The sequence below is a fragment of the Paenibacillus sp. FSL R5-0527 genome (genome assembly GCF_038008055.1).
Lineage (GTDB): Bacteria > Bacillota > Bacilli > Paenibacillales > Paenibacillaceae > Fontibacillus > Fontibacillus macerans.
Window position 1 is genome coordinate 5,650,741 of record NZ_JBBOYI010000001.1, and the last position, 14,607, is coordinate 5,665,347.

9 protein-coding genes and 1 pseudogene are annotated in these 14,607 nt (G+C 55.8%); 5 read left to right on the forward strand and 5 right to left on the reverse strand.

Annotated elements, in window-relative coordinates; translation table 11 throughout:
- Positions 1-113: 113 nt before the first annotated feature.
- Positions 114-1,667 (reverse strand): response regulator transcription factor, encoded by a 1,554-nt coding sequence (locus NYE69_RS25130; RefSeq protein WP_340928409.1) that lies wholly within the window; start codon positions 1,665-1,667, stop codon positions 114-116.
- Between the two features lie 135 nt (positions 1,668-1,802).
- On the reverse strand, positions 1,803-3,044 hold the full coding sequence (locus tag NYE69_RS25135; protein WP_340928410.1) for a YkvI family membrane protein: 1,242 nt from the start codon (positions 3,042-3,044) through the stop codon (positions 1,803-1,805).
- A 167-nt stretch (positions 3,045-3,211) separates the two neighbouring features.
- Here NYE69_RS25135 and NYE69_RS25140 point away from each other — a divergent pair, with 167 nt between their 5' ends.
- The 4 genes from NYE69_RS25140 (at position 3,212) to NYE69_RS25155 (ending at position 7,640) form a co-directional block, all read left to right on the forward strand.
- On the forward strand, positions 3,212-4,039 hold the full coding sequence (locus NYE69_RS25140) for an AraC family transcriptional regulator (RefSeq protein ID WP_340928412.1): 828 nt from the start codon (positions 3,212-3,214) through the stop codon (positions 4,037-4,039).
- A 526-nt stretch (positions 4,040-4,565) separates the two neighbouring features.
- Complete coding sequence (locus NYE69_RS25145) at positions 4,566-5,726, forward strand: Gfo/Idh/MocA family protein (protein WP_340928414.1); 1,161 nt, start codon at positions 4,566-4,568, stop codon at positions 5,724-5,726.
- Positions 5,727-5,796: 70 nt separating this feature from the next.
- Positions 5,797-6,537, forward strand: coding sequence for a ThuA domain-containing protein (locus NYE69_RS25150; protein WP_340928415.1), 741 nt, complete (start codon positions 5,797-5,799; stop codon positions 6,535-6,537).
- Positions 6,537-7,640, forward strand: a complete 1,104-nt coding sequence (locus tag NYE69_RS25155; RefSeq protein WP_340928416.1) for a Gfo/Idh/MocA family protein — start codon at positions 6,537-6,539, stop codon at positions 7,638-7,640. Before NYE69_RS25150 ends, NYE69_RS25155 begins: the two co-directional genes overlap by 1 nt.
- 321 nt (positions 7,641-7,961) lie before the next feature.
- Here the strand turns inward: NYE69_RS25155 and NYE69_RS25160 are convergent, their stop codons facing one another.
- The 3 genes from NYE69_RS25160 to NYE69_RS25170 all read right to left on the reverse strand — a co-directional run bounded on the left by NYE69_RS25160 (position 7,962) and on the right by NYE69_RS25170 (position 13,451).
- A complete protein-coding gene (locus tag NYE69_RS25160; protein WP_340928417.1) occupies positions 7,962-9,083 on the reverse strand; it encodes a BTAD domain-containing putative transcriptional regulator in 1,122 nt (373 codons plus the stop codon).
- Entirely contained in the window at positions 9,080-12,199 is a 3,120-nt protein-coding gene (locus tag NYE69_RS25165) for an ATP-binding protein (protein ID WP_340928418.1), read from the reverse strand. Before NYE69_RS25165 ends, NYE69_RS25160 begins: the two co-directional genes overlap by 4 nt.
- A gap of 76 nt (positions 12,200-12,275) precedes the next feature.
- Complete coding sequence (locus tag NYE69_RS25170; RefSeq protein ID WP_340928419.1) at positions 12,276-13,451, reverse strand: glycoside hydrolase family 88 protein; 1,176 nt, start codon at positions 13,449-13,451, stop codon at positions 12,276-12,278.
- Positions 13,452-13,890: 439 nt separating this feature from the next.
- Here NYE69_RS25170 and NYE69_RS25175 point away from each other — a divergent pair.
- Positions 13,891-14,238: pseudogene (locus tag NYE69_RS25175) on the forward strand (transposase); the annotation flags it as partial.
- Between the last annotated feature and the right edge of the window lie 369 nt (positions 14,239-14,607).

The window sequence follows — 14,607 nt, forward strand, 5'->3', positions numbered from 1 at the left end:
CCCCTCCCTCCTCGCGTTTATCGTAATTCAACTCGGCCGTTTGGGACATACGCGAAATTTCGGAGATTTCACCCGGCAATTTAGACGGTTTTCCGAAAGTTTCAGCGTTTTCATTAATACGGTTTGTGCCGGTATTCGGAAGGACAACGTCCCTCCAGCTTTTTGAATTTTTCGTAAAAATTGTTCGCGTTGGCGTAACCGACCCGTTCCGCGGCCTCATACACCTTCATGCCCCGGGCCAGCAGTTCCTTTGCTTTTTGAATCCTCACTTTATCCAGATAAGCGTTGAAGTACTCCCCGGTTTTCTTCTTGAACAGCTGCCCCAGATAAGCGCTGCTGTAATTAAACAGGCCGGCCATCATCTCCAGCCGGAGATTTTCGTGATAGTGGCGGTGGATGAAGTCGAGCAGCCTTTTGATTTCCTGGTCCTGGTCGGGATCGTCCGCGGACATGGCAAGCTTTTCAAGGAACCGCAGCACGTAATCGAACAGCCCGCGAATATGCCTTTGCTCGTAAATCCCGCTCAAAAATGCGGCCGGCTCCAGCGAATGCTCGGGTTGACTCCTGAGCTCCAGCGGAACTTTACGGATCACCTCGTTCGCCGCCTGAAACAGCTTTTGCTTGATCTCCGTCTCCCCGGTTCCCTCGGCCACCCACTGCCGCAGGGCTGACGCCAGCAGCGGCTCCAGGGCTCCGGCATCGCCGACATCCGCGAAATAAAACAGGCGGAACGCCAGCTCCCCTTCATCCAGCCGATCCCCGCGAAGCCCGGTTTGCGGGATTCCGGCAAAATCCCGGGGCGTATCCGGGCCCAACAAGTTTCCCGGCGCGTAAAAAAAGCGGCGCTCCAGGAGCGTTTCGGCCGCCTTGTACGATTGTCCGACGCGCTGAAGCTCGGCCACGGCTCCCCCGGCGGCGGCGTCCATTTGCCCGCTCCATTCGCCCGCAAGCATCCGCAGCTCGCGATAAAGCCGCTTTCGGTCGGATTCGCTCCGCAGCGGTCCATTGTTCAAAATCACGGTGTAAGGCGCGATCCCGAACACGATCCCCCGCCCGCCGTCCTTAAAAGCGGAAGCCAGCTTCGTCCGGAAATGCAGCAGAGCTTCGGCCCGTTCCGGCTCGGCAACGTCCAGCCCGACGAGCACGATTTCATAGCAGGGCCATAGCAGGCCGGCTTGTTCGGCCATTTCCCGGAGCTTGTCCCCGCCTTCCCGGAGCTGTCCGGTCAGCAGGGAGTAAACCAGCCATTCCTTCGTCAACGTTCCGTTTTTGAGCCAATCCTCCCGCCGCTCCTGTTCCAGCTTGCGGCTTAGCTGCTGCAGCTTGGCGGTCAATTCCTCCTTGTTGACCGGCTTCAGCAAGTACCCGTCCGCGCCGAATTCCAGCGCTTTGCGCGCATATTCGAAATCGGCGTACCCGCTTAAAATCAGGAAATGCGGCGCAAAACCCAAAGAGCGTATTTCCTGAATAAGCTGCAGCCCGTCCATGCCGGGCATCCGAATATCGACGATCAGCAAGTCGGGAACGTTCCCTTGTAACAGACGAAGGGCTTCGTTTCCGCCTGCCGCCGCAGCCGCCACCTCATACCCCAAGCTCTCCCATGGAATAAGCGTTTTCAACCCTGTGCGCAGCTTCGGTTCATCATCCACGATCATCACTTGATACATTCATGAAAAACCTCCTTTTTGGCGTCAAATCGCCGCAATGCAAATACCCCTTTAAGTCTAAAGGGGATGGAAATTACAACAAATATAATTCCAGGCGCGTTTTTCGGTCAAGCCGATCTAGCTCTAATCCGGACCTTACTGCATTTCCTCTTTGGCGGAAGGTTTGATATTTCCGTCACGCTGACCCTGGTTTTCTTTTTCCGGACGCTCCTGCCGCCGGTCGCTTGATCGCTGCCCGTACGCGGGGGCGGCGGAAAACGGGGTGCCCGGCCGGCCGGTCAGGCCGGGATGTTCGGCGGGCGGATTGGCCGGCGGGCCGTCAAGCGGCGGGCCGTCAGCTTGCGGCGGACGCCTAAACGCCAGCAGAGCGAGCAGCAGCATGCCGATATAACCGAACAGCGGGTACAGATAGGTCAGCAAGGAAGCAAAGCCGACCTGGCTGATCAGGAAGCAGGCCAGCAGCACCGCCAGAATAACGGCGTTTTTCGGCAGCGGGAACAGGGTTTGGATTTGCCGGGTCATGCCGAACACGTTGCCGATCAAGGTGGTGAAAATCTCCCCGTAAATGACCAGCAGGAACAGCACATGCGGAAAAACCCCCAGACCGCGCACGATCTCCGCCATCGGGATCTCCAGCTCCATGATTCCCGGCATGCGGGCATTGATGGCAAAATGGTAGGTCAGCAGCATTGCGCCAAGGCCGATGCCGCCCCAGATACCTCCCCACTTCAGCGTGCTTTCCTCCTTGACCTCGCTACCGAGAGGCACCATCACCGCCTGCGCAAAGGCAAAGTTCAACGCCACATAAACAAACGCGCTCAGCGCCCAGCCGTAATCCTGCAGCTGCTGACGCTGCCACTCCGTGATCCGCATGATGGCGTCCGGCTCGACAACATGAATCGCGATCAGGCAGGTGAACAGCAGCATCATCGGCACGACCAGCGCATTGACCGCCACGATCCCGTTCAGCTCTTTGGTCATCACCCAATAGGCCAGCACGATGCTCAGAACAATTCCGAGCTGATAAGGCAAGTGCAGCTGCTCCTCAAAAATGGAGCCCGTACCGGATAGCATCACTGCGGTTACGCCAAGCAGGATCAGCAAAGTCAGCACATTCGCGAGCTTGCCGAGAACCGGACCGAAGAGATGCTCGTTAAATTCCTGATAGGAGAACGCCTTAATCCGGTGAGCCACCACCATCATTTTCGTTCCGAGCCACATAAACAGAAATGTAGCAATGGCTATCCCCACCGCCCCCACGGGACCGTAAACGGTAAAAAACTGCATGATCGACTGGCCTGAGGCGAATCCGGCGCCAACGACCGTGCCGATATAAGTTGCGGCAATTTGAAATATTTTGAACCATCGCTCAACCATATAGCCTCCAAGAAACTTCCATTTTTTGTCTTGTCCTCCCTATCCTATGATCCTTGCTTGCTTTCTATTCCCCTCTCCGTTTTATTTAAAAAAGGCTGATTCTCCGGCAAAAATGCAGTACATTAAGGATAGGCAGTACACCAAATCCGCGCGGAGTGAGCCAAATCGTGAAATCCTTTTATCAAAACTGGAAGCTCGATCCCGAACTTCCGATGAGTATTTTCCGCAGCCAAAACCTGTCGTTTTATCCCCATTTCCATGCGGAAATCGAAATTATCTACGTGGAATCGGGAAGCCTGCTGATCGGCGTCAACGAGGAAAAGCGCCAGGTCAAGCAGGGCGATATCGTCATCTGCAGCAGCAGCGACATCCATTCCTTCGACAGCCGGGACCAGCCCTCGCAGGTGCTGATTTTGCTCTTTAAGCCGGAATGGATCGGTCCGGTCAAGGGCTGGCCGCAGGATTTCCGCTTCACCTCCCCGTTCATTTCGGACAAGGACCCGCGGTTTCAGCCGATCAAGCCGTGTCTGGACCGGATTTTGCAGGAACGGGCCGCCGGCCGTCCCGGATACCAAATGTTGATGAAGGCCGGCGTGCTGGAGGTGTGCGGGACGCTGCTCCGGCATTTGCAGACGCGCCGCTTGAACACGGGCGCCAAGGAGAAGCTTGAATCGCGGCGGGCCAGAATCCAGCAGATCCTTTCCTACATCGAAGAGCACTATCACGAAGAACTGAATGTCAGCTTCATGTCGCAGCAGTTTCATATGGAGCCGTCGCACTTCAGCCGAACGTTCAAGAGCGCCATCGGCATGAATTTCAAAACCTACCTCAATTCGATCCGGGTGCTCACCGCCGAGCAAAAACTGCTGACAAGCGATCTGAGCATTATGGAAATCGCGCTGGAATGCGGCTTCACCAGCATTCGGACGTTCAACCGCGTCTTCAAGGAGCTGAGGGGTTACATTCCCTCTACCTTACGAAATTCCGGGCCTTGAAGTTCTGAATCGAACCCCCGGGACTCCTGAGAAAAATATAAGGGTAAAAAAGGTCGTTATTCCGACGATATCCGTCCATTCGAAGGAAATAGAGGCAATTTATGCCGCTATTTTCCCCCGTCGCAAGGAAATGGCCACGTTCTGGACCATTCATAGGAAAATAAGGACCAAAAATGCCGCTAATAGGGATGACATGCCAGGGCTCCGGATATAAGTACATAAAGTGCCGCTATTTTGAAGGCCGAAGGTCCGTCGCCGATGGTTAATCATTCCAGTAGCCGGCTGTCAGGAGCCGATTTCCGGGTTGAGCCCAACTTATACGGCTATAGCACTTTTCTCGGGGCCGGTATATCTAGCAGTTTCCGCGAATATCATAGAAACGCAAGGCAAAACAAGCTTCAAAGATTCAAAACGCAATTTTTGACTATGAATCCGCATAAACTGGCGAGCGTCGAAGATTTCTGCCAACTTATAATGAATACATGAAGACAGAAATTTTGTTCTTCAATCGATATGGAGGGATTCAATGAAACAGCTGCGTATCGGAATGATAGGTTACAAGTTTATGGGCAAAGCCCACAGCAACGCTTACCGGGCCCTGCCGATGTTTTTCCCCGGGGCCTTGAAGCCGGAGATGGCCGTGCTGTGCGGACGGAACGAAGAGGCTGCGCGCGAAGCCGCGGACCGGCTCGGCTGGCCGGAAGTAGCCACCGATTGGAAGCAAGTTGTGGCCCGGGACGATATCGACCTGATCGACATCAACGCCCCGAGCGACGCCCATAAGGAAATCGCTTTGGCCGCGGCGAAGGCCGGGAAGCATATTTTTTGCGAAAAGCCGTTAGCGCTTTCACTGGAGGACGCCAGAGAGATGCTGGCGGCGGCGGAAGCGGCCGGCGTCACCCACATGGTCGGTTTTAACTACCGGTTTTCCCCGGCGGTGAAGCTGGCCAAAAAGCTGGTGGAAAGCGGCCGGCTCGGGCAAATCTATCATTTCCGGGCCTGGTTCCTGCAGGACTGGATTCTCGATCCGGAATTCCCGCTCGTCTGGCGGCTGCAGAAGGACGTGGCCGGTTCCGGTTCGCACGGCGACCTCGGCGCGCATTTGATCGATCTGGCCCATTACCTGGTCGGCGATATCCGGGAAGTCATCGGTATGAGCGAAACGTTCATCAAGGAGCGCCCGTTGGCGGAAGACATGACCGGCCTCAGCGCCAAAAGCAGCAAAGACGCGCCGAAGGGCCCGGTTACCGTGGACGACGCGACGCTGTTTCTGGCCCGGTTTGAAAACGGGGCGCTGGGCAGCTTTGAGGCGACGCGGTTCGCTGCGGGACACCGCTCGACGAACGCGTTCGAAATCAACGGCAGCCTGGGCAGCGTGAAATTCGACTTCGAGCGGATGAACGAGCTGGAGGTGTACTTCACCTCGGACGACGAGGATGTTCAGGGCTTCCGGCGCGTGCTGGCGACCGATCCGGCGCACGCGTATGCCGAGGCTTGGTGGCCGCCGGGGCATACGCTCGGCTTCGAGCATACGTTTACGCACGAAATGCTGGAGCTGACAAGCGCGATTCGCGAAGGCAGACAGCCGGAGCCGAACTTCCGCGACGGTGTCAAGTGCCAGGCGGTGCTGGAAGCGGTGGAACGCTCAGTGGATGAACGGCGCTGGGTGAAAATTTCTGAAATGTGAGCGGTTTGAGCGATGTGAGAAATTCTGAAATTCAAATTCGCAAGCTATGGATAAGGGGACGAAAACCGAGATGAAAAAAGCGCTTATCGTTTGGGGCGGCTGGGACGGACACGAGCCGGACAAGGTCGCCGCGATTTTTGCCGGTATTTTGCGGGAGCATCAGTTTGACGTGGAAGTATCCGACACGCTGGAGGCCTATGCGGACGCCGAAAAGCTGCTTGGCCTCGACCTGATCGTGCCGGTCTGGACGATGGGAGAGATCTCCAAAGAGCAGGTCGCTAATGTATCAGCCGCTGTGCAAAACGGCACCGGCCTGGCCGGATGCCATGGGGGCATGTGCGACTCGTTCCGCAACAACGTGGACTGGCAGTTCATGACCGGCGGCCAATGGGTCGCTCATCCGGGGAACGACGGGGTTCATTACAAGGTCGAAATCAAACCCGGATCAAGCCCGCTGACCGAGGGGATCGAGGATTTCTTCGTGGACACGGAGCAGTATTATCTCCACGTTGACCCGGCCGTCGAGGTGCTGGCCACCACCCGGTTTCCGATCGTGGACGGGCCGCATCGCCTTAACAAATCCGTCGATATGCCGGTCGTTTGGACGAAACGGTGGGGCGTGGGCCGGGTGTATTACAATTCGCTGGGCCATCACGCCGATGTCGCCCTGCTTCCTCCGGTGAAAGAGCTGATGACGCGCGGGCTGCTGTGGGCCGCCGCAGGAAAGCAGCGAGCTCTGGAACTTCAGGCCGCCGGAGTATTGGGCGCGGCCGGGACCGGAGCCTACACCGGGATGGGGGACAGCCAGTAATGGAAAAAATCAAGGTTGGCATCATCGGCTGCGGTAAAATCAGCGGCATTTACATGGAAAACTGCCGCAAATTCGCGGAGCTCGAGCTTGCGGCCTGCGCCGATCTGGATCTGTCCCGGGCGCGGGAACAGGCGGAACGCTACGGCATTCCCCGGGTTTGCACGGTTGAGGAACTGCTGGGCGATCCGGACATCGCGATCGTCATCAATTTGACGATCCCGGCCGCCCATGCGGAGGTGTGCCTCAAGGCGCTGGAGGCCGGCAAACATGTATACGTCGAGAAGCCGCTTGCCGTCACCCGCGAGGACGGGCAAGCCATCCTCGAGGCGGCCCGCCGCCGCGGGCTGCTGGTCGGCAGCGCGCCGGAGACGTTTTTCGGGGCTGGCATTCAGACGGCGCTGAAGCTGATCGAAGGCGGCGCGATCGGCCGGCCCGTGTCGGCCACGGCGTTTATGATGAGCCGCGGCCACGAGCATTGGCACCCGGACCCGGAGTTTTATTATGCCAAGGGCGGCGGCCCGATGTTCGACATGGGCCCCTACTATTTGACGGCATTAATTCAGCTGCTGGGTCCGATTCGGCGCATCGCCGGAATCACCGGCAAAGCGCTGGCGGAGCGTACGATCACGAGCGAAAAGAAACGCGGGCAGCGGGTCCCCGTGGAGGTGCCGACGCATGTCGCCGGAACGCTGGAATTTGCCCAGGGCGCGATCGCCACGCTGATCACAAGCTTTGACGTGTTCGGCGGCAGCACGCTCCCGCCGCTTGAAATCCACGGCACCGAAGGCACCTTGCTGGTGCCGGATCCCAACACGTTCGGCGGCCCGGTGAAATACCGCAGGCTCGGCACAACGGAGTGGACCGAGGCGCCGCTGCTGCCGGGCTACGCCGAGAACAGCCGCGGCATCGGCCCGGCCGACATGGCCGCCGCCCTGCTGCGCGGCCGCCCGCACCGCGCCAGCGGCGAGCTCGCGTACCACGTGCTGGAAGCGATGTGGGGCTTCCACGATTCCTCGGACTCGGGCCGCTTCTACGAAATGCAAAGCACGTGCACGCCCCCGGCCCCGCTCCCGGCGGACCTGAAGCCGTATCACTTGGATTGAGCGGTTTAGCGGGGTGAGCGGTTTAGCGGGATTTTCCGGTTCCTAACGGATCGTCTGGACAGACGACACTAGCGGACCGAAAAGCCGTTATTCGCTCATTTTCCGGGTATATCCCAACGCAACGGACCTGGTTGACGTTATTAGCCCTCAAATCAGACTTTTTCAGCAGATTTGACGGCAATACGCCTCTCCGGTCCGTTGCATTTTTTTATTCCCGATTTTGGAGTAATTAACGTCGCTAGTGTCCGTTAAAACGATTTATGAGCTGGAGCTGCTTGTCCTTTCATCCGGAGGACCCATGTTACCCCGTGTTAGCCCGTGTTAGCCGCGCAGGCCGATGCTGGCCATGACCGCTTGGATTTGGGGGTTGGGCCGCAGCCCCAGCTCTTGCTTCAACTGCTCTTCAAGCTTACGGTACTGCCTTAACGCTTCATTGGTCCTGCCCAGCTGTATGTATGTGCGTATGACCTCCAGCACAATATCCTCCCTTAAGGCATCCAGCTCCAAAATACCCCTATAATAATGCAGCGCTTGAACGGAATCTCCCTGCTTCGAGCAATGCTTAGCGGCATACTCCAGCGCCTCCGCGAACTCCTTTTCGAGCCGGCGCGCGTATTCGTCCGCCCACTCGTAATTTTTTCCTTTAAGCAAGGGCCCGGCGTACAATTCCTTCACTCGCTCGATCAAGACCAGGCAACGTTCCGGCGCCTTTCTCATCTCCGCCAAAAGCCGTTCGAATTCGTACAGATCGCAATCAAGGGCGCTCCCTTCAATGCGAATTTCGTTCTTGCCGGAGATGATTCCGCTGCCTATTTTCGCATCGTCAAGCGCTTTACGGATGTAGTAAAGCGTCGAGTTTAAATTTTTCCAGGCCTTCTCCGGCGTTAGCCCGCTCCACAGCGTATCAATGATTTCCTCGCGGCTGGCCGTCCTCTGGCAAACCAGAAAGGCGAACAATTCCGCGGTTTTGGGGCTTCTCAGTTTTATCGGATCGCGCGAGCTTCCGTCTCCGTTTCCATACATTTGAAAACCGTCAAACAGCTTTATTTCCAGCGCAGAAGCCGCCGCCCCGGCAGCACGGCCGCTGCGCTTGCCGGCCTTATTTAAAGCTTTGGCCACCCGCTGCGCGGTGACGGGCTTGAGCAAATAATCCAGCGCGTTTACTTCAAAGGCCTGCACCGCATACGAATCGTAACCGGTAACGAAGACGAGCAGGATCTCTTCATCAAGCTCCTGCAGCAGGACGGACAGCTTCATCCCATCGATTTCGGGCATGGAGATATCGAGAAAAGCAATGTCAACCGCGTTCGCTCGGGAATACTCATAGGCTTCATGCGGGTTCAAAAACGCCCGGCAGGTCGCTATTTTGCCGCTTTCCCGCAAAATCCGCGTGAGCCGTTTGACCGACAATTCCTCATCATCCACGATGATAGCCCGCATCATGCTGTTCCCTCCCCAATCGCGTTGGCGCTTTGTCCCGGAATATCAAAGGACACCCTCGTGCCGCCGCCTTCGCGGCTTTCGATATGAATCCCCCTGCCGTACAAAAGCTTGAGGCGCTGGTTTATGTTCCACAGCCCCACGCCTTTCGGCTCGGCGTCCTGTCCGAGCACTTCCTTGAGCTTTTGCTCGCTCATCCCGCGCCCGTCGTCCTCCACGGAAAAACGGACCATAAACGCGTTTTCCCGTTTAACGTTTATTTTCACCTTGCCGCCCTGCAAGTGGGACATTAGGCCATGACGGATGGCATTTTCCACCAAGGGCTGAAGTACCAGCGGGGGAATCCGGAGCGACGGCTCGCCGTCTATCTCGTATTCGACCTGCAGCCGGTCGCCGAAGCGGGCTTTTTCGATATGAACATAAGCGGCCAGCAGCTCCAGCTCATTTTTCAGCGTCGAAAGCGAGTCCAATTGCTTGAAGTCAAAGCTGCCTCTTAAATACCGGGATAACTCCAGGGTCAGTTCCTCGGCCCGTTCGGGCGCCTCAACGCACAGCTCGGCGAGCGAATTCAGCGCGTTATACAGGAAGTGCGGGTTGATCTGCGAACGCAAAAAGGCGATTTCCGCATCCTTGGCATTTTTTACGGAAGCCTTCAGCTTGGTTAAACTGCGGACACGCGTGAGCAGCTCTTCGGCTTCAAACGGCATGCCGACAAAATCGTTGGCCCCGTGGTCCACCGCCAGCTTCATGTCCTTCACCCGGTTTCTCGGCGTCAGCATTAAGACCGGCAGCTCGAATGAAGAAAATCTTTCCCTGATTTGCTCCAGCACTTCATAACCGCTCATATCCGGCATCGTCATATTCAGGATAACCAGGAAAAAAGCACGTCCGGCGGCGATTTCCGCCAGCGCCTGCCGCCCCCGGTTGACGTAAACGGCCGAATAGCCCTCCAGCTTAAGCACATTGGACATGGCCCGCTGGTTTGCCAAATCATTTTCCACCACCAGAATCGTTTCATCGCTGCGGCCTTGAACGAAATGCGGATATTCCACGGCAGCATGAACCTCCGCGGAATTTACCCCTTCACCAGAGCTTGCAAGGGCGGCTGTTTGGCCCGGAACCGGAGCGGCGAGGGGAAGGGTGAACTCAAACGCCGTCCCTTCCTCCGGAGCGGATCGCACCTGTATTGTTCCGCCATGGAGCTCCACCAGTTTTTTGGTGATGCTTAGTCCAAGCACGGTGCCGCCATATGGATTTTCCCGGGCATCCTCCCGTTCTTCCAAGCTTTGAAACAGCCGCTCCTCCATATCCGCCACGATGCCGGAGCCGCTCCCCTTCACCGTGACTTTGACCTGCCCTTGAACGGTTTCGGCGCTGACCTCAACCGTCCCTTGCTCGGACGACTTAATGGCATAACTGAGCAAATTGTGCAAGATTTGCAGCAGCCGGTTGTTGTCCGCGTCTACGGCGGGCCAGGCTGCGGGTACCCTGTTGACCAGCCGGATCTGCCTTCCGCTAAGCAGGAACTGATGCACCTTCAGCACTGAATCGACGGCGTCTTTCAGCTGAATGCGGGTTTTGAACAGCTTGATGTCCCCGTGCTTTATTTTCGAATAGTCGAGCAGTTCGTTTACGATGTAAACCAGCCTTTGGCCGCTGCTGGTGACCACGTTCAAGTTCATAGCTTGGCTTTGGGAAACCGGCCCCTCCGCCCCCTTCAACAACGAGTTCGCGATCGTCACAATGTGGTTCAACGGCGTGGTCAACTGCTGGGTAGTGTCATAAAGAAAATCATCCTTGATCTCGTCCAGCCGGATCAGATCGTTTTTCATCCGGTTAACCGTCTGATACGCCTCAAAAAACCTCAGCACGATCAAAAAAACCATAATCATATTGAAAATGAGGATATAGGCCTGGCCCGACCACAAGCTTTCTTTTACGGACAAGGCAAACAGGATGGTGTCCAGCGAATACAGGTTGATCGTAAGGATCGCCATAAACAGCAGCAAAAATTTAAACCGGTTGGACGGCTCGCTGCGGATATAAATCAAGGCGGACTTCCACAGAAGCCAAACCAGTAAAAACTCATAAACGAGAATCACATATCCATGAAACGGGGTGTAACTCCCGATCGGCAGCACGGCGATCAGCACCAAATCACAGCCGAGGAACGCGATGACGGCCTGAATGAGCTTGAGGGAAATAAAACTTTTTTCCGTTTTGTAAAAAAAGCCAGCCAGCACAATAAAGGCGATTATGGAGCTCATATCTTTGATTTTGTAGAGGACTTCGAACGGAATGCCTTGAAGGAACAGGGAAAGCGTACGTTCTCCGATCAATCCGTGATAAACCGCAAACAGCAGGCATATCGCCGCAGACCACAGCACGACAGGATCCTTCCTCCGGTATAACGCCGCCGCCGCGTAACAGATTAAATAAATGAGAGCGAGGATTCCCAGCGCGGCCAAAGTGCTGAATTCAAGCGCCAGAGCTTGCTTCTGATGCTGGACCATGGCGGTCTGCTCGCCGAAAAAAATCGAGACGGGAATGCCGGCATTGACATAATCATAGTTGGCGGCTTGAACGATGATTTCAACATCCCCCCGCTCCGCCGAAAAAAGCGCAACCTGCGGAAAATTTCCCGCCTTGTACGTGCCCGCTTGCCCGGACGGTTTGCCGTCCTCAAGCAGCTTTTGGCCGTTGACGTAAACTGTGCTGGAAAAGCGGATATTCGTCTTCTTGATCGCAAAGATCCCGTCATGCGGCAAATTTTTCAAAACCGCCCGATAGGTGGCGAAGCCGGAGGCCGGCAGGGTTTTAGCGCCGATTTGCTGGCCGGTCCATGTCGAAGGAACCTCCATCAGGGCGTCATAAACAGGCTTGTCCGCTCCTGCCCGCGCAAAATCGTCCGGCGTCAGCAGCTTATTCCAATAAAACTCCCATTCGCCATCGAGTTTTATGCGTCCATGGTGTTCATAGTCCCAGGAACGCAGGTCCATGACCCCGTTTTGAACCCGCAACTCCTGAGCAGCGCCGCCGATTCGATTGTACATCGACAGCGGAATAAAAACCGAAAAAATCAAGCAGATCAAACCGATTACAGCAATTCGTTTAAACACCGCAAGGCTCCTTCGCTGAAGTAAACATCGAGTGCTTTCATTTTAATCGGTTTCCGGGAGATTACAATACCAAATTTCAGAAAAGATACAGATCGTTGCCCTTCAGCTTGAATAACGCCTCCATAAAATAATAATCGCCGTAGATAATCGGTTGATGATGCGTTTTGCCGTGGTAGGCCCCTGTGCCGTAAAGCAGGATATGGTCGGTATCCGGCGACCAATCGATGCGCGATTCGTCCAGCGTCTTCAGCAGCTTCAGCGCCGCCGCCGCATACGAGCGGCTTTCGTGCCCGCCGGCGGCCTTGGCGATTTCGATAAGCCCGCAGGCCGCGATGGCCGCGGCCGTATCGTCCGCCAGCCTTGGCTCCGCCGGTTGCCGGAAATCGACCGGGATGATGCCGTCCTCCGGAATGTTCGCCATAAAATAATGCGCAACCCGCTTGGCCGTCTGCAAATACTCGTCTTTTCCGGTATGAATATAGCTCAGCATAAAACCGTACAGCGCCCAGGTCTGCCCGCGCGTCCAGGAGGAGCCTTCCCCGTAGCCCTGGCCGCCGTGCGTCCGAACCACGCCTCCGTGGAATGGATCGAATTCGACGATATGGTTGACGGAGCCGTCGGGGCGGACAAACGCCGACATGGTCGTGTCCGCGTGCTTCATGGCGATTTGCTTGAAACGCGGGTCCCCCGTTTCTTCCGTGGCCCAGTACAGCAAGGGAATGTTGAGCATGCAGTCGATGATCGCCCAGCCCCGTGTATCCCCTTCCTTTAGATCGTTCCATGCGCGAATGAAGCCTCCCGCCAAATTGAACCGGCCCGCCAGCAAGTTTGCGGCATGCAGCGCCCGCCTCCGGGATTCCGGGTTGCCGGTCGCTTTGTAGTTCGCGACGCTCGTAGGCAGCCACATAAACCCGACATCATGATGCAGACCGTAAAATTCTTCAAAACACCGGTCCAGCTTGGCTTCGGAAATTTGCGCGATTCCCTTGTATTTCTCGTTGCCGGTTTCATGGTACATCAGCCATAACATGCCTGCCCAAAAGCCGTTGGTCCACCAGTTAATGCCGTCCGAATCATCTCCCGTCGGATTATCTATGGACCGGTCGTCATGCACACCGTTCACGGTCGTATAAGGAATTTTGTTCCGGGAGCGCTCGCTGACCGCGTCCATTTTGGCCGTCACTTTGGCGATAACGCCGTTCAACCATTGCCGCTGTGTATCGTTTAACAAGGGGGGGTTCCTGCCTTTCATCGTGTAATTGCTCCAGCACGGTATCCGAATTTCCGCTTATCGAAAGCGTAACACTGCGGTTTTGTGAATAAAATGAAGTTTTTTAAGCTAAAGATGCGGTGATTTTAGAACTTTCCCGCTTATTTTCTTGCTTATTTTCCCGGCAGGCAATCTTATTCTTCCACTTGACCCTAGCGCCCCCTCCCGATTTCCTGGACTAAGGTAAATAGCTGAGGTGACTGTCTTTAGGATTCTTGTCCTGGTATCCCTGCTTTCTGCTTGCCTTTGCACGATTATCCCTTTCGTTCAGGGGGGGATAGTGTACGGGATAAAGAAAAAGAGATAAAAAAATGAGGCGGATCAGATGAAATTTTCGGCTTGATAAGGGAACGTATGTTTGGTATAATTAGGAAAAGAGAACGTATGTACGCTTATTTTAAATTCGGGAGGGCGAGCGAACATGGAGGTCAATACGGGAACGGAACTTCAACCATTCAGCAGCCGTTTTAACAGCGAGCAGGACTGCATGGAGGCGCTAATCGCGATGAAGTGGCCAAACGGCTTCGTCTGCCCGCGCTGCGCTCACACCCGGTGCAGCCGGCTGACTTCCCGGCGTATCCCTTTGTTCGAGTGCGGAAAGTGCAAGCATCAAACCTCGCCTTTGGTCGGCACGATTTTTGAAGGAACGCATCTCCCCCTGGTGAAGTGGTTTCAGGCGCTGGAGTTGTTCTTGCTCCCTGACGGCATCTCGGCGCTGCGGCTGAGCAAGGTGATCCGGGTCACCTACAAAACCGCGTGGTCGATGCTGCAAAGTGCGCCACGAGGCGCTTTATGTTGATACATTTCAATGTAACCGGCTACCTCAACCCGGTTAGGCTAGGAAGGCATGCGTCGGCTTCGAGCAAAGCCGGGGTCTGAAGCCCTTCCGACAATGTAGCCGTGAGGGAAATCCATCTTCCCAAGAGGCGGCGCTAGCCTCGATGACCTGCTATGGTCAGCGCAAGCAAAGTCACGTCTGAAGCGCGGTCAATCGAAACATCCGAAACCGATGGACGACACGGATGGGTGGAAGGATGTCATGTTCTTGTGCATAACATGACGACCCAGACTCCTGTGAAGAGCTGGTGGTTGCTGGGTATAGAGGTATAACCTTGCAAATCCTCCCCGCGTATAGTGA

What these genes read in the sequence shown, in the direction of transcription:
- NYE69_RS25170 (WP_340928419.1), bottom strand. Translation starts at nt 13,451, where the DNA reads ATGAAAGGCAGGAACCCCCCCTTGTTAAACGATACACAGCGGCAATGG.
- NYE69_RS25135 (WP_340928410.1), bottom strand. Translation starts at nt 3,044, where the DNA reads ATGGTTGAGCGATGGTTCAAAATATTTCAAATTGCCGCAACTTATATC.
- NYE69_RS25130 (WP_340928409.1), bottom strand. Translation starts at nt 1,667, where the DNA reads ATGTATCAAGTGATGATCGTGGATGATGAACCGAAGCTGCGCACAGGG.
- NYE69_RS25155 (WP_340928416.1), top strand. Translation starts at nt 6,537, where the DNA reads ATGGAAAAAATCAAGGTTGGCATCATCGGCTGCGGTAAAATCAGCGGC.
- NYE69_RS25150 (WP_340928415.1), top strand. Translation starts at nt 5,797, where the DNA reads ATGAAAAAAGCGCTTATCGTTTGGGGCGGCTGGGACGGACACGAGCCG.
- NYE69_RS25145 (WP_340928414.1), top strand. Translation starts at nt 4,566, where the DNA reads ATGAAACAGCTGCGTATCGGAATGATAGGTTACAAGTTTATGGGCAAA.
- NYE69_RS25160 (WP_340928417.1), bottom strand. Translation starts at nt 9,083, where the DNA reads ATGATGCGGGCTATCATCGTGGATGATGAGGAATTGTCGGTCAAACGG.